The following is a 20,333-nucleotide window of genomic DNA, read 5'->3' on the forward strand; positions in this document are numbered from 1 at the left end:
CCTAGAAGTCGGCATCGGGGTCGCCGACGCGGAAGAGGGGAACGCCGATGCGGTGCCACATCCGCACCACACGGAGGCGGTCATCGAAGACGCCTTGCACGTTGTAGTTGTGGCGGATGTGCTTGTTGAACAGCTCGAGCTTCACCACGTGGTCTTTGCGGGTGTCGCCTTCGGCGCGCATGAAGAGCTGCGTGTAGGGGATGTGGTGGTTGTCCAACCATTCCTCAGTTGCGGGGCGGCAAATCTCATCCCTGCCTGAGGTGATGAGGATGGTTGCCGTTTTCTCCAACTGCCACAGGACTCTGCGTACGGCGGTGACGACGTGATCCTCACTGACCCTTTCCCGGTCGTAGGGTGACCTCGGGTTGTCGGGGTTGATCATCGCCAGGGTTCCGTCGATGTCGAAGATGTACGCCTTCGGTTTCGTCACGTCGGGGGAGTAAAGGTCACCATCCACGTCGACCTCGGCCTTCGGCGGCGGCACGGGCAACTTCCCGTTCCGGGTGAACCTCTGCCACCTGTCTCGGATGACCTGTTCACCAACAGGGTCGTGACGGTCGAAGTCCCGTTTGATCAACTCGTCGAGGGGAACTTCGAAGTCTTGGAACTCGACCTCACCGAACTGGTACCACTGCTTGATGTACTTCGCTGCGAGGTTGTTGTCGGACACCACGACGTCGAGCCCCTTCTCGAGGGCGCCCTTCACGATGCCCTGTTGGGCCTTCGTGATGACCTGCTCCTGCGCGTATGACAAGGGCGCCTTTCCCGCGTTGAAGAGTGCCTTCCGGAGGTCGTCGCGGTTCACGTTGACCCGGTGCTCGGGGTCCTTCGACACCCAACTCTTCGCCCACTCGGTCTTGCCCGAAGCGGGCAAACCACGGGTGAGGATGATCTTCGGCATGGTTCTCCCAACGCGAAGGGCCACCCCGAAGGGCGGCCCGGAATGTGTACAGATACGAGTACGTGTAAGCGGTTAGTCACTTCCTGACGGCAGAAGCGATATCGCGTCCGCGAGCAGTTGCGCTTGCGTGGGTGCTTGCAGGGCGAGCACGTGCAGCAGCGATACGACTGCTGGCATGTCACGTGCGCGGAGTGCGGCGTCGATCGCTGCGATGACCTGCGCGTCAGTGAACTCGCTCACGGGTTCAAATCCGCTCTCGCGTATACCTTCGCGCGAGGATTCACGGTTCCGAAGTTGAGGTGCCACGAGTCGCCGTTCTCCAAATCGATCCCAGCCCACCATTGCCCGTCGCCCATCCGCTCGAAGTGCACGTTCACACCCCGGGCAACGAACTCGTCAAGGTTGTCGTCCTCGTCATGAGTGACACGAATCAGCTCACTCATCAGAATGGTGCCGAATCATCGACGGCCCAAGGGCTCGGATTGCTGGGGTCGTAGGAGTCGGTCGACACCGGGACGGCTCGCGGCTCTGCACCTTGAATGCGCGGCTTGTTCAACGCGTAGTCGAGGAACGGGGTGCCGTCCTCACGGGTCTTGTCCGACACCTTCACGGACAAGAATCCTGAGAGGGAAACCGTGTCGCCAACCTGAAGCCCGGACGGTTCCTCGAAGAACACAGCCCAATACGTCTTGAACTTTCCCGACTGCTCTAGAACAGTCACACCGTTGCCGCGTGAATGAACACGCTCAACACGGACGTCTTTCAACTGGACTACAGCCACTAGTTCTCCTTCTCGAACTCAACCGGCAGAACGACATTGCTTGGAACGGACTTGAACAGCCGTGCAATGTCCTTGACGGAGCGGCCGGCGATACCCGTGCCGACCTTCGTCACTAGGAACGTCAACTTGGGGTGTTCGGAAGCGAACACGAGGAACCTGCCGACAGCAGCCTCCAACTCGTCATCCGAACCCATTGTTGGCAGGGCGTACGACTGACCAAACAGTCCCTCGCCCTCACCCCAAACAGCGCCCAAATGGTTGTAAGCGAACAATGCCGCACCGCCCCCATGCAGGCCCTGGGCATTCGAACCGAAAACGAAGACATCGTTCGGTCCCAAGTCGCTCGCGCGAATCGCGTCAGGCGCGTTCTTCCACATCACACCAACTCACCGTCCTTCGTGACCTCCGCAAGCACCTTCCCCCGATGGAACTTCGCCTTCGGTGCGCCGCCCTGGTTGATCGGCCGCAACTTCTTCAGGCTCGTTTCGATCTTCAGGAACCGGGTCGCAGAACTGTCGTAAGTGTGCGCTTCGTAGGGGTGCGGGGAAACATGCAAACCGCCGCCGCAATCGTTGTCCTCCGACCAATCCGGTGCGGTGACGGTCTTCCCGATGGGGTACTCGAAGCCGTGATACGACTTCAGGTCATCCCGAACCGCCTTGTAGAGGATCGCCTTCCCGTCAACCACCTCAACACCGTTGACCTCAGCCCAGACTTCGGGGTTCTCAAGGTCGAGCGCGGTGCGGTCGATGACGTTCCCGCCAGTCACTTCCGCGGCCTTGTCGTACTTGATGATGATGACCAGACCGTCAGCGCGCTTGATCTTCGCGCGGCCCTTCAGGAACTGGACCACGACAAGGCCGCTCACCGCATCGATGGTGGCCGAGTCGTAGACGTACTTGATGGTGGCCGAGTCGTAGACGTACTTGATGGTGGCCGAGTCGTAGACGTTCTCGATGGTGGCCGAGCCGGAGACGTACTTGATGGTGGCCGAGCCGTAGACGTTCTCGATGGTGGCCGAGCCGTAGACGTACTTGATGGTGGCCGAGCCGTAGACGTTCTCGATGGTGGCCGAGCCGTAGACGTACTTGATGGTGGCCGAGTCGTAGACGTACTTGATGGTGGCCGAGTCGTAGACGTTCTCGATGGTGGCCGAGCCGGAGACGTACTTGATGGTGGCCGAGTCGTAGACGTACTTGATGGTGGCCGAGTCGTAGACGTACTTGATGGTGGCCGAGTCGTAGACGTACTTGATGGTGGCCGAGCCGTAGACGTTCTCGATGGTGGCCGAGCCGTAGACGTTCTCGATGGTGGCCGAGCCGTAGACGTACTTGATGGTGGCCGAGTCGTAGACGTTCTCGATGGTGGCCGAGCCGGAGACGTACTTGATGGTGGCCGAGCCGGAGACGTTCTCGATGGTGGCCGAGCCGTAGACGTTCTCGATGGTGGCCGAGTCGTAGACGTACTTGATGGTGGCCGAGTCGTAGACGTACTTGATGGTGGCCGAGTCGTAGACGTTCTCGATGGTGGCCGAGCCGTAGACGTACTTGATGGTGGCCGAGTCGTAGACGTACTTGATGGTGGCCGAGTCGTAGACGTACTTGATGGTGGCCGAGTCGTAGACGTACTTGATGGTGGCCGAGTCGTAGACGTTCTCGATGGTGGCCGAGTCGTAGACGTTCTCGATGGTGGCCGAGCCGTAGACGTACTTGATGGTGGCCGAGCCGGAGACGTACTTGATGGTGGCCGAGTCGTAGACGTAGACCGTCTTCGATCCCGTGTCACCCAGCCGGTAGTAATCCCCGCCGACGATATCGATGACCGACACCTTTGGGTCTGCGAGAGCGTTGTCCAGCTCGGTCTGATTGGTGACCTTCAATGGTCACTCCTTCCACAAAAAAAGACGCCCCGAAGGGCGTCAACCAAAGAGTCGTTTTCAGTTATGAAGGTTCGGAATGCATGATGCGGGCGTTCACGAAATGCATCGCATCGTCCCACGTTCGGAACACCTCGAACGTGAACGTTGCGGGGTGAGACACCCACCAATGCCAGATGTGAGTTGAGTCAGGGTCGAGCCGTCGAATCGTCCACTTGTGGCTCATACGACACGCTCCGTGCAACCATCGCCGCCATAGCAAGTGCCGTCGTTTAGCCACTTATGGACGTGAACCCGCGCAGGTCGAGCAGAGACGAGTCTGATGATGTCAGCGGGCATGATCCTTCGCGTCTCCGCCTGGTAGTGCTCCGCCACCGCGGCAAGAGCCTTGTCGTAGTCGACGTGCGCGAGAGCCTCCGTGAAAGCTGCGATCTCCAAATCGTCAGGCCGGCGAGCGTCATACCCTGAACACTTCGCCAACACCTTCACCGCGTGTTCACGGTTCATTGCTCGATGCCCTCCAGCTGGGGAACCATCTTGGAGCCCCACTCCGCAGCCCTATTCCTGCCCTGAACCGTTTGCGGTTTCGCACGCGATTCGGCGGTCTTCATCCAGTTCCGCCAAGTCCGAACCCAATCGGTCTTCCGACCTTTGATTCCGGGGGTGGAAAGCCAGTAGTCCGTGAACCTCTCGTGCTCCGCTTTCAGATCCACGTGAGGGGCGTACTGCCGAGCTGATGCGATCTCTTCAGTCGGGGGATTCCAACCTTCGGGAAGACGTGTGCCCTGAGCGTTCGACGGTTTGGTAGAGGCCGATTTCCCCACATCGGTAGAAGCGGACTTATCCCCACGTTTCGCTGCTTTCTTCTCACGCCATTCCGCCTTGCGGGCTCGGTCGGCTTCGCGGCGCGCATCGATGTCAGCCTTGGAGGGCTGGTAGTCATCCCAATCGTGGAAAACGAACCCGCGCTCATGCGGCTCCCATAACCCCGCATCGATCAACTCTTGAGACGCACCACTGACACCACCGAACACGGGCAGGATGTGCGCATCGATCACCCCATCAGTGCGGTTCTGAGACGCATAAGTCCCAGCTCGAACCCACAAAGCCACCGCCTCGGGAGACAACCGCAGCGTCTTCGGGTGCGACCAGAACGCATCATCGATCTTGAACCACGGCATCAGACCCCCGTCCTTACAGGCCCAACGAACGTCGCAATACGTTCCTGAGCGATCCCGGCGTTGAGCAAATTGCGGCTTCCGTCGTCGTGGAGTTCCCACCAGCCCGACCAAGACTGGAAGGGGATCACGGTCGGGTCGTTCCACGAGTTGACGGCCCATCCTCTGCGAGCGGCGGTCGTGCTCGCGTGAGCGTTGCCGTGGCATCCGGTGTGGTTTCCCCAGCCGCACAGCGCGACGAGGTTGGATGCAGTGTGTTCGCCGCCTCGTGACCGGAACTTGCGGTGGTGCAGCTCGAGCTCCGCGCATGCGCCGCAGCCCTCACAGCGGCCCTGTGCTCGGTCGAGAACGATGTCACGCACCTTCTTGGGAATGCTGCTCACGCGCGGCAACCTTTCTCACGTGATTGGTGATGGTTCTGCGCGACACCCCGAATTGTTCCGCCGCCTGATGTACGGACATGCCGCCTTGTACTGCAAGTGCGATCTGCTGAGACATCTCGGGAGTTACTTCCTTTCGGAGTGCGGGAACCTGGTCTTTTCGCCGACGCAGGCGGCGGCATTCGCGGCACATAGTCGTGCCGTGCCACTCGTAGGCGTTGTCGCCCTCGATTCGGTGGCCCCGCCCGCAGATAATCGACTTCTGGATGCGGCCCGCGCGCTTGCGGTTCTCTGCCGGCGTTACCTGTTCCAGATGATCCGGATTCACGCACGCGCGAACACGGCAGAGATGATCGATCTGCATGCCGGGAAGGATCGGCCCGACAGCAGTCTCATAAGAGACACGGTGAGCCTTCCGCATCGCGCCTTTCACGGAGACTTGCCCGTATCCTGCGCTGTCCTTCGATCCGATCCACAGCCAGCAGTCGCCACTCTTGTCGACCTTGTTCCAAAATCTCTTCTCGGGGACGTCCCTGCTGATCACCTGACGGATCAGCTTCGTGCTACTCATGCCGCCAACTCCTCGTCATCCAAGAGCAGATCGAGTGCGTAGTACGCCTGCTGCGGCACGACCCCGTTGCCGAGTGCCTTCAACTGCTGGGTTCGTGTGAGGCCGATTGCGGGGTCAGTGACCCAGCCGTCGAGGAGGCCCATCATCCATTCAACGAACACGGGTGCGAGGCGTTGCGAACCTTTGACGCTTGTTTCTGTCGGTGCGGGCGCTACTCGTCCGAGTGCGTGTTCCCATCGTCGAATCGCTGGTTCGTAAACTCCCCAAGCAACTGCACCGTGATCGTCAGCGGCATACCCATGCCGTTCCCGTTCACCCCGGTCGCCTTCACCCGTTCCCGGCGCGCTAGCCACGTCTCCGTGTCCTCGCCGTCGTTCGTCACCGACGCGCTCGGCGTCGGGAACAGCACCCATTCCGCCACCGATGCCAGATACGGGGTGTGACCGCCCGCCCGGCGCTTCTCCGGATGCTGCGACCCGCCCCGCTCGCCCTCGTACGCGTCCGGCGTCGGCAACAGCCGCACCGTCTCCGTCGACGAGGCTCCCCTCGAGGCGCGCGGCGTCGGCAACGACTGCGTGATCCCGCGCAGCGTCGGATTCCCCCGCCCGTACACGCTCGACGTCTTCTCCCCATCGGAAGCCATCGGGGTGGGCAGCACGGTCCCAGGCGACGACGAAGATCCGGAACCGCTCGTGCGGGGCGCCGACGTCGGACGCGCGAACACCTGCCCACGACGCGTCATACCCGAGATCGGAAAGGTCCCCGAGAACACGTCCAAGTGCTCGGAGAGCAGGTCGCTTGGGCCCGTACTCTCCCAGCAGTCCCTCCTCGAGTTCCACATCGCTAGAGGCATAGGCCGAATAGGCTCCACGAACGTTCTCCCAAATCACGTAGCGCGGTCGGATGACCGCGATGGCTTCTCTCATCTGCACCCAGAGGTTCGAGCGGGTGCCCTCGGTCATGCCCTTGCGGCGCCCAGCCGCACTGAGGTCTTGGCAGGGTGTTCCGCCAGCGATGATGTCGACCGGTTCCACAAGCGCCCAGTCGACCTTCGTCAGGTCACCGAAGTTCGGAACACCGGGCCAGTGCGCATCAAGCACCTTCGACGGTGCTTCCTCGAACTCGCAGAACCACCGCGTTTCGGCATCAAAAAAGGACTCAACCGCAAGGTCAAGTCCTCCGTAGCCGCTGCATAGCGAACCGATCGTCAGGCTCACATGGCCTCTTTCTTCTCTTCGAACATCCGGGCCACGTCCTCATGCCCGTTTCGGCGGCACCATTTCGCGAACGACACAGGCTTGAACCCGACCTCTTGCGCGATCAACAACGGGTGTTCGCCCATGCGGATGAGCCAGTCGACGTTCTCGAACAGCCGTTCAGCTTTCTCGGAACGAGCCGTGTTCGATTTGCGGGCTGCTTCACGGGACGCGTTCTTCTGCGCTTCCGATCGTTCGGGAAACCAGGTGTACCCGTTGAAGGTGTTGGCCCTGGCCCACGTCTTGAACTCGCGACTCCGCTTGTACGCCGCGAGGTCAGTCAACGAACACCGTCGAATCGAACGGTTTGCCGCTCCGCCACGAACCGTCCTTGAAGATCAGCCCGTAACCGGAGAACTTCATAACGGTGGGTTCGCGGCATATAACAGAGCCGTCAGCCTGAATGGTTTGGTGCGCGTCGAAAAGCGTTGTGCCCTCGAACGTGTGGCAACAGGCGGAACAATGACCCGTCCTGTTTCCGTGCTGTGCCCACGATTTCCCACAGCGGGGATGAGTGACGATCATGCGATTCCTTCGATGTCGAGCTGAGGATGTTTCCGCGCCCAGCGGATCTCGTGATCAGTGGCGTGTTCGCGCCAGTACCGAATCGCGGCCATGTCCGTGATGCGCACGATTTGCTCACGCGCAGCGTCGTGGCGTGTTCCGAAGATCCACCGATCCTTGATTGCCTCGGCCCTGTCTCCGTCCCATGATCCGTTTCCGGTGGGAGGCGGTCTGAGTCGTTGCCACGTGGGACGCCACACCCAGTTGCACGCGCGATAAAGAGCACCCGTGTGACCGTGCCCCGGGTCGGAGTAAGAGACGAGGGTGGTCACCTTCGGGAGTCGCCGGGTGATTGTCCTGACGGCGTATCGATGCATCCGAGATCCGGCGTTGGCGCCAGCTTCGGACGTGAGGCACCAGCGGGACAGTTCTAGCCATGAACCATCAGCGGGAAGATGACGTGATGTCGGATTGCGCCACACCTGAGCGGCGACAACATGGTCCTCGACTGATCCGATGATGATCAATTCATAGCCGCCCGATGTGAGTGGCCCGAGGTAGTGTTCGGCATCCAGTAGCGCATTAACGTCAAGGTCGGTGCCGATAGACCACTCGACACCGACCGAATCGACTTGCGCGTCGATTGAGAATAGGGCAGTCATTGCCAGGGCTGACGCCCGTCTGCCCAGATGACGAGGGCGCCTATGCCGATGATGAGAGCCCAGATGCCGGCGACGATCAATCCGCTCATGCGGTCCTCTTCTCGAGTAGTTCTTGGGGCCACGCGTCGATTCCCAGATCGCGGCGAATGCGCAGAACTGTTCTGGAATCGATGCCTGACACGTCTGCCGTCCGGTTGTCTGACCACCTAAGGTCGTGCGCTTTCCGCACAAGGAGTTCTCGTTCGAGACGGTTCAACGTGACGCTCTTGCCTTCCATCGCGAGATCGACCTTCACTTCGTCGCAGATCGGGGCAACTTCACTGAGAGGCGGTTCGGGGTCGTTGTCGATGTCATCCCAAGCGAGAGGCGCAACGAACCCCTTCTCTTTCGCCCACTTCAGAGCCCCCTTGTAGGCGCGGCGCTCGTATTGGTTGGTCATCGGAGGATTCTGGTTCCACAACCGCGAATAGTGCTCACCGATGCGCCGGTTCAAGTCCGAGGTGATCTGGGTGGAACGCAACAGGCGAACCATTTGTGGCCCGTACAAACCCATCTCTTCCGCCTGCGCGGCGAGGCTCCAACCCACTGCGATCAAAGCCTCAATGCGTCGCCTCGCACCCGTCGATGGAATGCGGGCTCCAGGGGTTGCGGTCGAATGATCAGGGATCAGGGCGAGGATTCGCTCTTCCGTTGAGCGCCGTACCTTCGGTTGCCCTGCGAGTATCTTCTCCACGGTCTCCCTAGACACCCCAGACCGGTGTTCGATCGTGTGGACACCCATCCCAAACTCCATCAGTTCGCGAATCCGGTTCAGCGACTTGGCGGGGTCAACGAACCCGTTGTCCCACCGCCCGTACGCTTGCGCCTTCGCGCGTTGACGGCGCCGTTCGCGATGCCCCGAAACGCACTCCGGGCATCGGCATTCGTGCATTCGGTAGCAGGTGAGTGTCAACGCATGCTTGTGATTGGGCGGGCAGATCACGCCGTGCGTGCCGCCTTCAGTCTTTCCAGTGTTGCCAGATGGCACGCCTTGCACCTCCGTTCGCCGTTCGAGAAGTAGATGTAATCCGCGTCGGATTCGAGACTGTGAAGCCGGGACTTGCAGTGCTTGACTTGTCTCACCCTCGGCATGCGCGCTCTTTGCGCTTCCGTTTTGCCGCCCCAGAAACCGTCCTGCGTGTCCGTGTCCAGCGCGTACGTCAAGCACTGAGCCCTCACAGGGCAGTCGGCGCACAAAGCCGCAGCTCGCGCCTGGTCCGAACCGTGAGGGGAGAAGAACACATCAGGGTCGTCGATGTCGCGGCAGGATGCTTCTTTACGCCACGACTCAGGATCATCAGGCAAGTTCAACCACCAGCACTTCCGCGCCGATTGGGTGATCCCGGTCGGCGTACTTCTTCTCGGATGTGGCGCGGACAACTTGGGAGTCGTCGCCGTACACCCCGGCGATGGTCATCGCGTCGAGCATCGCCCGGGAGAGCTTCTCGACATCCGGGGGGACGGTCGGCCACAGTCGCTTTATCGTCGTCGGACGCTTCAGGTAGAACGTCGTCAACACCGCAACAGGGGTTTGACGTTCGAAACCGTCACGCCCATCCATTGCGATTCGCGCGGCAGCGACAACGGACGCCCGCCAGTCCTGCAACGCTTCCTCGTTGGCGTCAACGATGCGCACGAAGTTCCCAACCTTGTACGCCTTCTTGCTGCCCTGGGTGATTGGTTTCCCGACAACAGAAAAGGCCAGCCGGCGAATCCGCTCGACTGGCCCCTTCAGGAACTCATCACTCACTGCTCAACCTCTGGAATCTGCACAACCTCATCAGGGAAGAACTCAGTGACGGGGATGCTGTCCTGGGTGATCGACGTGAACACCCTCACAAGCCCGGAGACATCCAAGGCGTCCCACTTCGCCTGCGACTTGTTCAACCGCTTCTCGAGCTGCGCTTGCGTCACCTTCAGGTCAGCGAAAGCGGCAATCGCTTCACGACGACGTTGCTCGATCGGTTTCCCGTCACCGTTCTTCAGAGTCGCCCTGAGGGTGGCTTCCGCTTCAGCGAGCAACCATCCGGGAATGACGGAGAAGATGCACTCACGTACGGCACGCGCGGCGACGTTCTGGTTCTGAAGATAGATGTCCGATAGGTCAGTGAGGCGCTTGCGGGCCCCCTTCACCATGCGCTCGTGAGGCTGAATGAACGAACGGGTAGAGCGGACATTCTGTTCAGCGTCCCAAGCGAACGCCTGAAGTTCTGACACGCCCTTGTCATCGTCGCGGTTCAGTTCGCGCACGCCATAGTCAAGGTTGCCCCAGATGCGGGCGAGTTCGCGGGCGATGTGCACTGACAGGCCGGCGCCCCTGTTGGGAACTTCGTAGAACGCACGCTGAGCTACAGCGAGACGGGAGCAGAGTTCCTTCGTCGCGGCGATGACTTCCGTCGTGTCACGAGGGAACTCCTTGGCAAGCTTCACCGCAGCGGCGACTTCTGCCACGGCCCGAGTCTGCTCGATCATCGTCCCTTGTGAAGCGGGAATCCGCTCAACGGGCAACTGAATGTCGGTCATGCTTTCCTTGTCCAGAAGTCCTCAGTGTTCTCAGGGGTGATCTCCGCATCTCCGAGATCGGTGGGGTATTCGGAGAGCATTTCTTTGAACGTGGTGAACACGGGAATGTCGGGGTAGTTGCGGCGAACCTTCGCGGCGGTTCCGAGGGGGACGTTCTTGTCCAGGGTGATTGCGAGGATCTTCGCCTTCATGCACCGGAAGCCTCGGGTGCCGACGACTGTCTCCCCGTACCCTTCGATTACGGCCGAAACGAATCCTTCTTTGTAGTAGTCGTTTGAGCCTTCGTAGTAGGCGTAGAACCCGTGCGCGCAGGTGTCCATCTTGTGCGTCTTGTCACGGTCGGCTAGCGGAAGCATCAGTTGCGGGTTCGCCATGATTTGCGATGCGATTCGGGCGGAGATGAACTCGACGGACCCGTTCGCCAACTGAATCTCGTACTCGTCCGTACCGGCCCGGTAGTGGATGACTGTCGCGGGTTGGCCCTTGAAGTAGAACCCCGTCGAATAGGCGTCTTCCTGGCGCATGCACTTCGCAAGGTTTTCCCCGGGAGTCCACGTTTCCGGGTAGGTCACGCCTGTAAGCCGCCCGAGACGGTCGACTTTGAACGACCGTGCACCGTGCACAACACCTGGTGCCAAGTCCAGGCCGGCGAACTCGCCGGAAGTGGAGGATGCCGGAACGAGACCGCCAGAGCGGTAGGGATTCGCGTACGTGTACGACATCTGGTACGAGAACGGGTTGTACTGGTTCACGCTGGCACCGGTTCCTGTGCGGGCACTGTTGCCGGGACCGTTGACGGAACCTCCAGAGGTTCCAGTTCGATGTGCTTCAACGGCTCCCCGATGTCCCCGGAGAGCGGCGAGCTTGTCGCGTTCACGACTCGCCAGATAGTCGATGTCGTCAAGTTCCCGCTGGTGGATCTTACCGAGGAGCGAACGCTCCCTGTATTTGAAAACACAGGTTCCTGCTTTCTTGAAAAGCGCGGGCACGAATGATTCGTTTTCGTGCCGTGGTCCGTAGATGAGTAGGTCGAACAGGGCCGACCCGACGATGAGGGCGAGAATCGCGAAAGCGGCGACCTGGAACCAAACGGGTCCGATCATGACTCGTACTTGTCCTGGAATTCGTAGACGCTCCATACGGGTGCGGTCACAAGCTGAACCTGCTCGGGATACCCGGGCCACTTACCTGAGGCGGTGCATTCGGCGAACAGCTCGCGCGCCCGTTTCGCTTTCACTTCCCCCATTGACGCGAACTCGGGTGCGAGCTGATGAACCCCAACGAGGTAGGGCGGTTCCTTCTCAACGACGACGAACACAAGCTCTGAGTCGTCCTCAAGCGTCTCCAAGTAGTGACCGCGTTGCACGTCGTACCCGTAGCTGGCGGCGGATTTCGCGAACCCTGAAGGGTCGGCTTTCCCTGAAGTAGTTTTCAGGTCCGTTGCGACTCGTCGCCTGTCGGTCGGGTGGGGGAGATAGTCGAATCTTGCCCGCATGTCCACACCCGTCAGAGGGTCCGTGTAGAACACGGATGCTTCAGCTTGTCCGGGCTGCTCGAACAATGCTCGTGCGATGGGGTGAGCCAACACCGATTCGGACATGAGGTTCACCTCAACCATGTCTTTCTTCAACATGGGGATCTTGCCCTCAGCCCGAACGTCATCCCGTTCCTGCTGGGCGGCTTTCGTGCGCCAGTCGGGATAGTCCAACTCGACAACCCCGTACCCCGTCCCCAGGACCTTCGCGTGCACAGAAGAACCGGCATCGAAGAACGATTCGTGCTTCTGCGGGTGATCCTTGAACCACCTGTACTTGGCCGGCGAGTCAAGGATTCGGCGCGCCTCAGTGGAGGACAGTTCAGGGCGAGCGTGATACTCCGCTTCGGACATGGACGGCACTATCAATGACCGCTCGCCTTCAGTGCTGCGCCGCCGCAGATGATCACCAGCGCGAGGAAGATCACCCCGTAGGCCAAGAAAATTGCCCCCGGCGCGAATACGACGAGGGCAGCAATGAACAGCAGGTCTGAGAGTTTCAAGGCATCACTCCAATCAGGGCGAGAACACCGAGGGTGAGCATCCCGAGGGACACGGTTGAGGCAATGGAGAACATCACCCAGCCGAGAATCTGAACGTCTCGAGGGGCTTCGGATTGTTGCGCGGTCGCGATCGCGTAAGCGAGAACACCCGCGAGGACGCCATACAGCAACGCGAAAACAGCGAGTACCGCCGTTCCGACGCTCACGCGGCGTTCATCTCCCGGAACGTGACCACGGCGCCCTTCTCGGAACGCCACTTGGCCCCGTCGAAGTGAACGGTGTAGGTCCAATCAACGCCGGAACGGTCAAGTCGGAAGACCTTCAACCGGTCATTCTCGAAGCGCAGCTCGCCAGGAACACGCTCAGTTTCGATGTCATCGCCTGACCGGTACCAGTAGGTGAGCTCGAATTTCCTCACCGGGCCACCAAGATCACAGCAAGGGCGATCAGCGAGAGAGGAATGAGGCCGCTGATCGTTGCGGCGCTGAGGACCACCACATCCCGCCAGTCGGCCTTGTAGTCTTCGAACTCGTCCTGCCACCTGGCCGCGTACTCTTTCGCGCCGATGCGCTGCAGCTCATCGAGCATGATCGTCCTCGATCCATCGTTTGGTTTCCGCGAAGTTGTGGCGGAAGTACTCCCGATCGGGTGCGGTCGGGATGAAGTCGGGTGTGGGGAAGTCGATGACTTCCGCTTTGGGTTGGCAGTCGGGGCACGGTTGAAGGTGCCGGTGACGGAAGCAGACGTAGATCGTCATCTGATCTCCCCAATGACGTTCCAGCGGATCGTGGCGTCAGCTCCGACCCACCACGTGTTGTTGACTTTGTGGGCGGTGACGGTGTTCAAGGACCCGTCGCGGGTGAACACCTTCGTGTCGGGCCGGTCGACCCAAAGTCCCCATTTGGCGCGCATCGTCTCCGTTGAGTAGTGCCCCGTCCAATAGACGGTGACTTCGCAGAGCTTCACGCCAGGTTCCGTTTGATCTTCAACACGGTGGCGTAGTCGCGTGCCGCTTTGTACTCCTGAAAGCGGTCGAGTTGGCGGATGCGTTTGTCCAACTGGGTCAGGCCGGCCACCTTCTCAACCCGCAACCGTTGATGTCTTCCGGTGCGGCGTTCGCGTTTCTGCTTCTTCTTCACCTCACGCCGACGTTCGTTCTGTTCGTGCGGGGTGAGGCGGTTCATTCCGGGTCCAACCCGAGAGCTGCAAGAAGTTCGTCTCGCATCGCGTCGGAGGTTGAGTGGCGGTTGATCACCGTCCGGGCGGCGCATTCGTCAGCGAAGTTCCGCACGGTTTCGGGAATGAGAGTGAACCTGAGGTCAACAGGTGTCTTGTAGTTCATGACTGCTGAATTCCTTTCACCCAGCCGTCCCGGTAGGACCGTTCAGTGCGGTACGTGTCCCGGCACGGCTCACCCTGAAGTCCGTCAAGGAACCCCAGGTCGAAGAGGCTGAACTCTTTCGCTTCCTCACCAGCGGGAAGTTGCTCCTGTTCGGGCATCACGAATCCCTCCGCACTTGCCACTTGCCTGACTGCCAACCGCGCAGGTACTCGTCGCGGTCCGTTTCGGGGATGTCCAAAGAAAGAGGACGGCCGTCATAGCCGTCCTCGAAACCCCTGCTGTATGCGGTCACCATTCGGCTTCCGCCTGCTCGTCAATCGACGGGAGGGAGTACGCGATGTCGCCTTCGTCCTGCGGGGACTCCTGCAACTCGGACGCATCAAGCGCATCCGCGAGACGGACGAGTCCCGTCAGGTCCTCGCGGGTTAGGAAGAGGTCGAAGTGATCAGACGGGAACTGATACTTCCCGGTAGACGTGCGCCTCACAGTGGAGAACTTCACGCTGGAATTCGCGACGAAAGATGCCATTGCGGCCTCCTGGTTCTTGGATACGAGAAGGCCCCGAGGGTGACTTCCGCCGCGACTCTCCATGCTTTCTCCGCCTGTTCGTTCAGGCGGCATGAGAAGTTGGCAGCCCTCGGGGCCCAGGTGACTGGCGGGAATCGAACCCGCATTAGCTGGTCCACAACCAGCCGTTCTACCTTTGAACTACGGCCACAGTGCGCGTCACGGACTCGAACCGTGATGTCTGCCAGTCGCGCTTGACCTGTGACGGTCAGTTCCCGACCACTCGCAAGGGAGTGTCGAGTTCTTTGCCGAGCACTCGCGCGCCGATGGTCGCGAACTCTCGGGTTGAGTATTCGAACGGGGTACCGTTCCTGCGGAGAATCAGGTTCCCCTCACGATCGGACAGGTTGAACATCAGGCTTCCTCTCGATCGAATCCGAGGCGACCGCCAACGCTGTGCTTGATGACCTTCCCGTTTGTCGGGTCGGTCACGCATCCATCGCGGTAGTCGTCGCACCGGTAGTGCTCGACTAGGGGATAGGCGAACCGGTCGTCTTTGACGAATCGACACAGGTCACCGGACTGCATCTTCGGCAGTTCCAGGACCGCTTCGTGCTTGCCCATCAATTGGTTACTCCTTCGTGGATTGGTCAGCTAAGTGGCCGGTCGGAATCGAATCCCACGCCTGAAGCGCCGGCCAGTGACTGATTTCCGCTGTCACCGCGTCCGCACGTACTGCTCTGCTCGTGCGCCTCAAAGCTCTGTTCCGTGAGCAACGTCCACCCCGCGAATCCACCATCAGAAGGCGGCGGATCCGTCATTACGGGTGCCTCAAATCGATGCTGATTTCCGCTGCATCCGCGTCCGGGCCGCGCATCACTGCGACTAACCGCCCGCCTCTGAAGTCATTTGCTCAAGTGCCACAAGAGCGACGCATCCAGGTCTAGATGATTGGTGCCGACGGCGACTCGGCATGAGCGTCAATACAAAATCGAGAAGGCCCCAAGCACCATGCACGGGGAACTGCCTAGAACAGCACCGGGCTCTGACCCCGATAGCTTCTCTAAAGTCACTGTGGAATTGAAGTCGTACTTGCGAACCCGCATCCGACAACCGTTGAGGTTGAGAAGGAGGGGTGAGTGCCTGATGCCGGAATCGAACCGGCTAGGCCAGATCAGGCCGCTTGCTGCTTGGCAAGCTCTCGAAGGCGGTCTTCCTCGATGCGGATGACGATCTCCGCCAGAACTTTGGCGGCGTTTCGCAGCGCCTCATCGCGAGTCATGACGCCGCTTTCAGAACGGAGAACACATCCACGCCAAGAGCCTTTGAGATCAGCTCGACGTGAAGAACGCGGAGCCGGCGAGGGTTGTGGCGGAGAACGTCTCGGAGAGTGGAATAGGGGATTCCGGTCTTTTCAGACAGCCATGTCGCGGAGCGCCCTTGCTCCTTGCGAATGGCCTCGATCCGAGCTGCGATGCTGCTCGGGTCGGGGTAGGTTTCGGGGGCCATGCAGTAAGTGAATTACTGTTTGGCGTAATTGTCAACCCCTGAACAGGAATTGACTTCCTAAAGCTGCGAAGTCCTCATTTTTGCGGACAGACTTCATGCGATTCCGCCAACATGGAACGTGATTAGCGTGAACTGATGACGGATTTCCACAAACCGTCTAGCAATTCCGCATTGTTGGCGATAATGTGCCAGACATGGCAAAGGAAGTAAGCCCTCTCGAAAAGGCGATCGCTGCTGCCCTCAAGGGCGCGATCGCAGAGAAGGGAACTACGGCCAAAGACGTGGCCGAACGACTGGGGGTCGGCTCGTATCCCGCATTCACTCAGAGGCTGAACGGGAAAGTTGCCATGCAGCTCGGAGAGATCGTCGACATAGCTACGCTGCTAGGGATCGACTGGCACGAGATCCTGCGGAGAGCAGAGCAGAGCATTCAGTAAGCACCTCTGCAAGGCTCGCCCCGCACTCTTCACTGATGGCGATCACGTCTCGCAAGGGGGTCCGCCGGCCCCGGCAGCGCGCAATCGCGCGTGCGATGTTCCCGGCTAGTTGCTGCGGCTCCGGAGCGGTCAAAACGGTTCCCCCTGTGGTGCGGTCTTGGGTTGGTGCTACAAGGTAAAACCGCGCCGCCGACATTCGGAAGAGCTTTCGGCGCGTACACCCCCGCATTGGGGAAACCGGCGTCGTGGAACGATTTGAGCGCGGGGATGGTTGGAATCCTGCTGGCCGTATCCGTGTAACACCTTCGAGGCACTTGATTCCTGTTCTCAGCAATAGAGAATGTGCTGGTGTCACACGCAGCACCAAGTCCCCTGCGCAAGGGAATCGGACTCATCCGTGTCTCCTGGGAACAGGATGGAACCACTTCTCCTGACATCCAGCGCACTGCGATCGAATCTCATGCAGAACACGAAGGCATCCGCATCATCGACTGGGTTGTGTGCGCTGACGACCACAAGTACTCAGGGTCCCGAGATGACTCCGAGTGGTGGGCGATTCTTGATTCGCAGATCGAACGCATTGAGTCACACGAGGCTGATTCGCTCGTCGTATGGCAGTTCTCCCGCATTGCCCGCAACCGCCTGCGATGGGCGATGGCAAACGATCGCGTCGACAAGGCTGGCGGCTCGCTCGAATCCGCCCATGAAAAGCACGAGGACACCCCGTCTGGGCGCCTCATGCGAGGCATGCATGGAGAGATCAATGCCTATTACGCAGAACAAATCGGCGAGACCTGGAAAGAAACTCTTCAGCGGCGCGTGCGCGATGGCCTACCGGGCACTGGCCGGCCGCGCTTCGGCTATGAGTACGTCCGTCAAAGAGACGCGAACGGCAGATTCGTTGATTCGGGTCAGTTCGTCGTTGACCCCGAGACCGGCCCGGTGCTTGCGGAGATGTATCACCGCTATGTCAATCTAAATCACGGCTTCGGGCGAATCGCAGTGTGGCTGAACCGATCTGGAATTCCGACACCTCGCGACACGTCCTGGGACGGAACCAAAGTACGAGTGGTTCTGGAGTCGGGCTTTGGCGCCGGAAAGCTAGCTACGAACGTTCGGAACAATCGTGGCCAGTTCAGGACTCCAACCTACAATGCTGGACGCCAAACGCCGGTGATCGATGAAGACACCTGGTCGCGGTTCCTCAGCCGCCGCGCATCGGCACCGCAAGTCGCACGATTGGTCATGCCCGTATCGGCGCTTTCCGGTGTGCTGAAGTGCGGCGATTGCCGGGGCAATATGGTGGCGTACATCCGCTACTCAAACAAGGCGCGAGAACGCGCTTGGCGATGTGTTTCCGCGGCCCAGATCGGTGACGGACGACGAAACCTGTCCATCTCTGACAGCAAGGCGATGCGGCTTTTGAAGGAGTGGGTATCCGACCTCGCCTCCGATGTCGACGCCCTGGCGCAAGCGGAGCTGCACGCGCAACGGAGGAAGGTCGCAGTTATTGATGACGCTGCGGCGATTGATCGGCAACTTGAAAAGCTGAAATCGGACCTTGGGAAGCTAACCGTCAGGCTCGTCCAGGAGAAGATCACCGACTCCGCGTACGCCGCAGCCAGCGAGTTGCTTCAAGCCCAGATTGACTCGTTGACAGAGCGGCATCGAAATGCCGCCGAGGTGACGGGAACGTCAATAAACGTTCGAGAATTGACGGCCTCAATCCTCGACGTCTGGGACAACGCCACACCGCTCGAGCTAAACACGCTCATTCGCCAGTTGGTTCGGCGCGTGATGGTGGTTCCCGATCCCATTCACTTCCGTGGGCGACCGAATCACACGCTTGATCCAATCCCGTCGTGGGATGACTAGATTGTTTCTCCGAATACGTCGTCGCTGATCCAGCGCGCGATCTGCTCGAGCTCGCGGGCCCCAGCCAGAATCTCGATGACGCAGCGGGTCAGATTGGTGATGAGGGGATCGGGGTCGGGCAGGTCGGCCGTGCGCTGGACCCCGAAGTAGTCGTCGACATCGAACCGGTCATGGCGTTGTGCGCTCGCCATCGTTCCCCCTCAATCCTGTGCGGACCCGACGAGACGATCGTCGAGTGCTTGTGACCCTTTCATGGGGCAGCTATGCGAAACCAGAGGTTTTTCCCGCTGTTGATAACTTTTCCGCCGCCCCGATCAGGCGGCTAGCGTCGGCGCATGCGCTTCGACCTGCTGTTCGATGACCTCGAGGGCCAGCTCGAGTCCCAGCTGGCCGTCGGCGGCGAGCAGCAGCGTGCGGAGGAGGAGCGGTTGCGCGCGGCGCGCACGCCATTGCGTGAGCGGCTCGCGGCGCTTGCGGGCGAGTCGGGTCCCGGCATCCGTCTGCGCCTCATCGACGGATCCGCGGTCGAGGTGACGGTCGCCACCGTCGGTCGTGACTGGCTGGCTGCGCAGCTGTCGGACGGCGGCGAGTGCGTCGTGCCGCTCGGCGCGATCGCATCGCTCGCGTTGAGCGCGGCGCAGATCGCGGCGAGCCGAGAACGGATGCCTGAGCCGCAGCCGGGTCGCCCGGGCGCGCTCACCGCCAAGATCGGCATCGGCGTCGTGCTGCGCGACCTCGCCCGGCGGCGGGTCCCGCTCGACGTGCTGACCCGGGCAGAGCCCGCGCCCGTGCACGGCACGATCGATCGCGTCGGCGCCGACCATCTCGACCTCGCGGTGCACGAGCGCGGCGCCGCGCGGCGCGCATCGAGCGTGCTCGAGCACCGCGTCGTCTCGCTCGCGGCCGTCACGCAGCTGCGGCTCTGACCGAGCGGCTCGAGACCCGCGGGCTCAGTCGCCCGGCCGGATGATCGTGCCGCCGGAGAGCTCGGCGAGGCTCGCGAAGTCGGACTGCTCCCACAGGGCGCGCCGCCGTTGCTCCTCGTAGAGGCTCGCGATGTACGACTCGAGCACCTCGCGCTCGATGCGCCACTGTGCCCCGACCTTGATGGCGGGCAGCTCGCCCGTCTCGACGAGCGAGGTCACATCGGCGATCTCGACATTGAGGATCTCCGCGCAGTCCGCCGTCGTGAGGAAGCGCGCGGCGTCGCCTGCGGAGTGGCTGATCATGTCATCCATTGTGTCGACACCTGTGCGCCGCCGCGCCGGGTGTGGATAACTTTCTGCGTGAGCTCTGCGGATTCGCGAGCATGGGGGCATGAGCGCCCCGAGCCCTGTTCCACGACCACGACCCGCGTGGCGCGAGCCGCGCTTCCTGCTCGGCGTGGTGCTGGTGGCGGCGTCGGTCGCCGGTGTCGCGGGTCTGGTCGCGGCATCCGATCGCAGCATCGAGGTGTACGCGGCGCGGCACGCCCTCGCGGCGGGCGACGAGGTCGCGGCGAGCGATCTCGTGGCTGTGCGGGTGCGCCTCGGGAAGACGGCCTCCGCGTATCTGAGCGCGGCGCCGCAGCCCGACACCGTGGTCACGCGCACGATCGCGGCTGGTGAGCTCGTGCCGGTCGGAGCACTCGGCGCCGCGTCCGCGCAGCGCGAGACGAGCGTCGTGATCAGCGTCGACGGCGAGCTGCCCGCGTCCGTCGTCGTCGGCAGCGCCGTCGACGTGTGGTCGGCGGCGGCGACGGGGCAGTCCGCGGGGGCCGGTTCACCGAAGTTCGCGGCCCCGCGCGTGCTCGTGCCGGGCGGCACCGTGGTGCGGGTCGTGCGCGACTCAGGGCTCGGCGCCACCGGCGGCGTCGCGGTCGAAGTGCGGGTGCCCAAGGACTCGACCGCGGAATTGCTCGAATCGCTCGCCAACGGCGACGACATCACGGTCCTGCCGGCGGGCGCCTGATGCGG

General features: G+C 61.2%; 37 protein-coding genes, 1 tRNA gene and 1 pseudogene. 4 read left to right on the forward strand and 35 right to left on the reverse strand.

What is annotated here, in order from left to right; all coding sequences use genetic code 11:
• Position 1: 1 nt before the first annotated feature.
• From ABD708_RS11085 to ABD708_RS19485, 33 genes and pseudogenes are all read right to left on the reverse strand, one after another.
• Positions 2-901: a phosphatase domain-containing protein gene (locus tag ABD708_RS11085; RefSeq protein WP_344754330.1), complete on the reverse strand. Its 900-nt coding sequence runs from the start codon at positions 899-901 to the stop codon at positions 2-4.
• A gap of 72 nt (positions 902-973) precedes the next feature.
• Positions 974-1,141: a hypothetical protein gene (locus ABD708_RS11090; RefSeq protein WP_344754331.1), complete on the reverse strand. Its 168-nt coding sequence runs from the start codon at positions 1,139-1,141 to the stop codon at positions 974-976.
• Entirely contained in the window at positions 1,138-1,344 is a 207-nt protein-coding gene (locus tag ABD708_RS11095) for a hypothetical protein (protein WP_344754332.1), read from the reverse strand. The genes ABD708_RS11090 and ABD708_RS11095 overlap by 4 nt, the downstream gene beginning before the upstream one ends.
• Positions 1,344-1,682: a hypothetical protein gene (locus ABD708_RS11100; RefSeq protein WP_344754333.1), complete on the reverse strand. Its 339-nt coding sequence runs from the start codon at positions 1,680-1,682 to the stop codon at positions 1,344-1,346. Before ABD708_RS11100 ends, ABD708_RS11095 begins: the two co-directional genes overlap by 1 nt.
• Positions 1,682-2,059 carry an A1S_2505 family phage non-structural protein gene (locus ABD708_RS11105; protein ID WP_344754534.1) on the reverse strand — a complete coding sequence of 126 codons (378 nt, stop codon included), beginning with the start codon at positions 2,057-2,059 and terminating at the stop codon, positions 1,682-1,684. The genes ABD708_RS11100 and ABD708_RS11105 overlap by 1 nt, the downstream gene beginning before the upstream one ends.
• A complete protein-coding gene (locus ABD708_RS11110) occupies positions 2,059-3,561 on the reverse strand; it encodes a DUF7666 domain-containing protein (RefSeq protein ID WP_344754335.1) in 1,503 nt (500 codons plus the stop codon). The genes ABD708_RS11105 and ABD708_RS11110 overlap by 1 nt, the downstream gene beginning before the upstream one ends.
• 500 nt (positions 3,562-4,061) lie before the next feature.
• Positions 4,062-4,739 (reverse strand): hypothetical protein, encoded by a 678-nt coding sequence (locus ABD708_RS11115; protein ID WP_344754336.1) that lies wholly within the window; start codon positions 4,737-4,739, stop codon positions 4,062-4,064.
• The gene (locus ABD708_RS11120; protein WP_344754338.1) at positions 4,739-5,119 is read right to left on the reverse strand and encodes an HNH endonuclease; all 381 of its coding nucleotides are present in this window, start codon (positions 5,117-5,119) and stop codon (positions 4,739-4,741) included. Before ABD708_RS11120 ends, ABD708_RS11115 begins: the two co-directional genes overlap by 1 nt.
• Complete coding sequence (locus tag ABD708_RS11125; RefSeq protein WP_344754340.1) at positions 5,091-5,687, reverse strand: HNH endonuclease; 597 nt, start codon at positions 5,685-5,687, stop codon at positions 5,091-5,093. The genes ABD708_RS11120 and ABD708_RS11125 overlap by 29 nt, the downstream gene beginning before the upstream one ends.
• On the reverse strand, positions 5,684-5,848 hold the full coding sequence (locus ABD708_RS11130) for a hypothetical protein (RefSeq protein WP_344754343.1): 165 nt from the start codon (positions 5,846-5,848) through the stop codon (positions 5,684-5,686). Before ABD708_RS11130 ends, ABD708_RS11125 begins: the two co-directional genes overlap by 4 nt.
• 50 nt (positions 5,849-5,898) lie before the next feature.
• Positions 5,899-6,345, reverse strand: coding sequence for a hypothetical protein (locus tag ABD708_RS11135; RefSeq protein ID WP_344754345.1), 447 nt, complete (start codon positions 6,343-6,345; stop codon positions 5,899-5,901).
• 55 nt (positions 6,346-6,400) lie between these two features.
• Positions 6,401-6,904: pseudogene (locus ABD708_RS19470) on the reverse strand (DNA cytosine methyltransferase); the annotation flags it as partial.
• Positions 6,901-7,227, reverse strand: a complete 327-nt coding sequence (locus ABD708_RS11140) for a hypothetical protein (RefSeq protein WP_344754347.1) — start codon at positions 7,225-7,227, stop codon at positions 6,901-6,903. The gene ABD708_RS11140 and the pseudogene ABD708_RS19470, both read right to left, overlap by 4 nt.
• Positions 7,220-7,468, reverse strand: coding sequence for an FDXHR family putative zinc-binding protein (locus tag ABD708_RS19475; RefSeq protein ID WP_425553279.1), 249 nt, complete (start codon positions 7,466-7,468; stop codon positions 7,220-7,222). Before ABD708_RS19475 ends, ABD708_RS11140 begins: the two co-directional genes overlap by 8 nt.
• Positions 7,465-8,109 (reverse strand): Mom family adenine methylcarbamoylation protein, encoded by a 645-nt coding sequence (locus ABD708_RS11145; protein WP_344754349.1) that lies wholly within the window; start codon positions 8,107-8,109, stop codon positions 7,465-7,467. The genes ABD708_RS19475 and ABD708_RS11145 overlap by 4 nt, the downstream gene beginning before the upstream one ends.
• Positions 8,110-8,194: 85 nt before the next feature.
• Positions 8,195-9,136: a hypothetical protein gene (locus ABD708_RS11150; protein ID WP_344754351.1), complete on the reverse strand. Its 942-nt coding sequence runs from the start codon at positions 9,134-9,136 to the stop codon at positions 8,195-8,197.
• Positions 9,088-9,528 carry a WhiB family transcriptional regulator gene (locus tag ABD708_RS19480; protein WP_425553280.1) on the reverse strand — a complete coding sequence of 147 codons (441 nt, stop codon included), beginning with the start codon at positions 9,526-9,528 and terminating at the stop codon, positions 9,088-9,090. The genes ABD708_RS11150 and ABD708_RS19480 overlap by 49 nt, the downstream gene beginning before the upstream one ends.
• The gene (locus tag ABD708_RS11155) at positions 9,446-9,898 is read right to left on the reverse strand and encodes a RusA family crossover junction endodeoxyribonuclease (protein WP_344754353.1); all 453 of its coding nucleotides are present in this window, start codon (positions 9,896-9,898) and stop codon (positions 9,446-9,448) included. The genes ABD708_RS19480 and ABD708_RS11155 overlap by 83 nt, the downstream gene beginning before the upstream one ends.
• Positions 9,895-10,671, reverse strand: coding sequence for a hypothetical protein (locus ABD708_RS11160; protein ID WP_344754355.1), 777 nt, complete (start codon positions 10,669-10,671; stop codon positions 9,895-9,897). Before ABD708_RS11160 ends, ABD708_RS11155 begins: the two co-directional genes overlap by 4 nt.
• Positions 10,668-11,774 (reverse strand): hypothetical protein, encoded by a 1,107-nt coding sequence (locus ABD708_RS11165; RefSeq protein WP_344754357.1) that lies wholly within the window; start codon positions 11,772-11,774, stop codon positions 10,668-10,670. The genes ABD708_RS11160 and ABD708_RS11165 overlap by 4 nt, the downstream gene beginning before the upstream one ends.
• A complete protein-coding gene (locus tag ABD708_RS11170) occupies positions 11,771-12,559 on the reverse strand; it encodes a PD-(D/E)XK nuclease-like domain-containing protein (protein WP_344754359.1) in 789 nt (262 codons plus the stop codon). The genes ABD708_RS11165 and ABD708_RS11170 overlap by 4 nt, the downstream gene beginning before the upstream one ends.
• An 11-nt stretch (positions 12,560-12,570) precedes the next feature.
• A complete protein-coding gene (locus tag ABD708_RS11175) occupies positions 12,571-12,708 on the reverse strand; it encodes a hypothetical protein (RefSeq protein ID WP_344754361.1) in 138 nt (45 codons plus the stop codon).
• Positions 12,705-12,914 carry a hypothetical protein gene (locus ABD708_RS11180; protein WP_344754363.1) on the reverse strand — a complete coding sequence of 70 codons (210 nt, stop codon included), beginning with the start codon at positions 12,912-12,914 and terminating at the stop codon, positions 12,705-12,707. Before ABD708_RS11180 ends, ABD708_RS11175 begins: the two co-directional genes overlap by 4 nt.
• Complete coding sequence (locus ABD708_RS11185) at positions 12,911-13,126, reverse strand: hypothetical protein (RefSeq protein WP_344754365.1); 216 nt, start codon at positions 13,124-13,126, stop codon at positions 12,911-12,913. Before ABD708_RS11185 ends, ABD708_RS11180 begins: the two co-directional genes overlap by 4 nt.
• Entirely contained in the window at positions 13,123-13,296 is a 174-nt protein-coding gene (locus tag ABD708_RS11190; protein ID WP_344754367.1) for a hypothetical protein, read from the reverse strand. Before ABD708_RS11190 ends, ABD708_RS11185 begins: the two co-directional genes overlap by 4 nt.
• Positions 13,286-13,465, reverse strand: a complete 180-nt coding sequence (locus ABD708_RS11195; RefSeq protein ID WP_344754369.1) for a hypothetical protein — start codon at positions 13,463-13,465, stop codon at positions 13,286-13,288. Before ABD708_RS11195 ends, ABD708_RS11190 begins: the two co-directional genes overlap by 11 nt.
• The gene (locus ABD708_RS11200) at positions 13,462-13,674 is read right to left on the reverse strand and encodes a hypothetical protein (RefSeq protein WP_344754371.1); all 213 of its coding nucleotides are present in this window, start codon (positions 13,672-13,674) and stop codon (positions 13,462-13,464) included. The genes ABD708_RS11195 and ABD708_RS11200 overlap by 4 nt, the downstream gene beginning before the upstream one ends.
• Positions 13,671-13,892: a hypothetical protein gene (locus ABD708_RS11205; RefSeq protein ID WP_344754373.1), complete on the reverse strand. Its 222-nt coding sequence runs from the start codon at positions 13,890-13,892 to the stop codon at positions 13,671-13,673. The genes ABD708_RS11200 and ABD708_RS11205 overlap by 4 nt, the downstream gene beginning before the upstream one ends.
• Positions 13,889-14,050: a hypothetical protein gene (locus tag ABD708_RS11210; RefSeq protein WP_344754375.1), complete on the reverse strand. Its 162-nt coding sequence runs from the start codon at positions 14,048-14,050 to the stop codon at positions 13,889-13,891. The genes ABD708_RS11205 and ABD708_RS11210 overlap by 4 nt, the downstream gene beginning before the upstream one ends.
• 288 nt (positions 14,051-14,338) lie before the next feature.
• Entirely contained in the window at positions 14,339-14,578 is a 240-nt protein-coding gene (locus ABD708_RS11215; RefSeq protein WP_344754376.1) for a hypothetical protein, read from the reverse strand.
• Positions 14,579-14,697: 119 nt separating this feature from the next.
• Positions 14,698-14,768: transfer RNA gene (locus tag ABD708_RS11220), tRNA-His, on the reverse strand.
• 203 nt (positions 14,769-14,971) lie between these two features.
• A complete protein-coding gene (locus ABD708_RS11225) occupies positions 14,972-15,181 on the reverse strand; it encodes a hypothetical protein (protein WP_344754377.1) in 210 nt (69 codons plus the stop codon).
• 654 nt (positions 15,182-15,835) lie between these two features.
• Entirely contained in the window at positions 15,836-16,066 is a 231-nt protein-coding gene (locus ABD708_RS19485; RefSeq protein WP_425553281.1) for a helix-turn-helix domain-containing protein, read from the reverse strand.
• Between the two features lie 194 nt (positions 16,067-16,260).
• On the opposite strand from ABD708_RS19485, the gene ABD708_RS11230 reads away from it, so the two are divergent.
• Together ABD708_RS11230 and ABD708_RS11235 are read left to right on the forward strand one after the other, a co-directional pair.
• Positions 16,261-16,503 carry a helix-turn-helix domain-containing protein gene (locus ABD708_RS11230; RefSeq protein WP_344754378.1) on the forward strand — a complete coding sequence of 81 codons (243 nt, stop codon included), beginning with the start codon at positions 16,261-16,263 and terminating at the stop codon, positions 16,501-16,503.
• Positions 16,504-16,851: 348 nt separating this feature from the next.
• Positions 16,852-18,378, forward strand: coding sequence for a recombinase family protein (locus ABD708_RS11235; RefSeq protein WP_344754379.1), 1,527 nt, complete (start codon positions 16,852-16,854; stop codon positions 18,376-18,378).
• On the opposite strand, the gene ABD708_RS11240 is transcribed toward ABD708_RS11235, so the two are convergent.
• On the reverse strand, positions 18,375-18,569 hold the full coding sequence (locus ABD708_RS11240; protein WP_344754380.1) for an Rv3235 family protein: 195 nt from the start codon (positions 18,567-18,569) through the stop codon (positions 18,375-18,377). The two genes, ABD708_RS11235 and ABD708_RS11240, sit on opposite strands and share 4 nt — an antisense overlap.
• A gap of 144 nt (positions 18,570-18,713) precedes the next feature.
• Between ABD708_RS11240 and ABD708_RS11245 the strand changes: the two genes are divergently transcribed.
• The gene (locus tag ABD708_RS11245) at positions 18,714-19,304 is read left to right on the forward strand and encodes a hypothetical protein (protein WP_344754381.1); all 591 of its coding nucleotides are present in this window, start codon (positions 18,714-18,716) and stop codon (positions 19,302-19,304) included.
• A 24-nt stretch (positions 19,305-19,328) separates the two neighbouring features.
• Here the strand turns inward: ABD708_RS11245 and ABD708_RS11250 are convergent, their stop codons facing one another.
• Positions 19,329-19,607, reverse strand: a complete 279-nt coding sequence (locus ABD708_RS11250) for a helix-turn-helix domain-containing protein (protein WP_344754382.1) — start codon at positions 19,605-19,607, stop codon at positions 19,329-19,331.
• 88 nt (positions 19,608-19,695) lie between these two features.
• Here ABD708_RS11250 and ABD708_RS11255 point away from each other — a divergent pair, with 88 nt between their 5' ends.
• Positions 19,696-20,328: an SAF domain-containing protein gene (locus ABD708_RS11255; protein ID WP_344754384.1), complete on the forward strand. Its 633-nt coding sequence runs from the start codon at positions 19,696-19,698 to the stop codon at positions 20,326-20,328.
• Positions 20,329-20,333: the final 5 nt, after the last annotated feature.

The sequence above is a fragment of the Gryllotalpicola koreensis genome (assembly GCF_039538185.1).
In the GTDB taxonomy this organism is placed as follows: domain Bacteria; phylum Actinomycetota; class Actinomycetes; order Actinomycetales; family Microbacteriaceae; genus Gryllotalpicola; species Gryllotalpicola koreensis.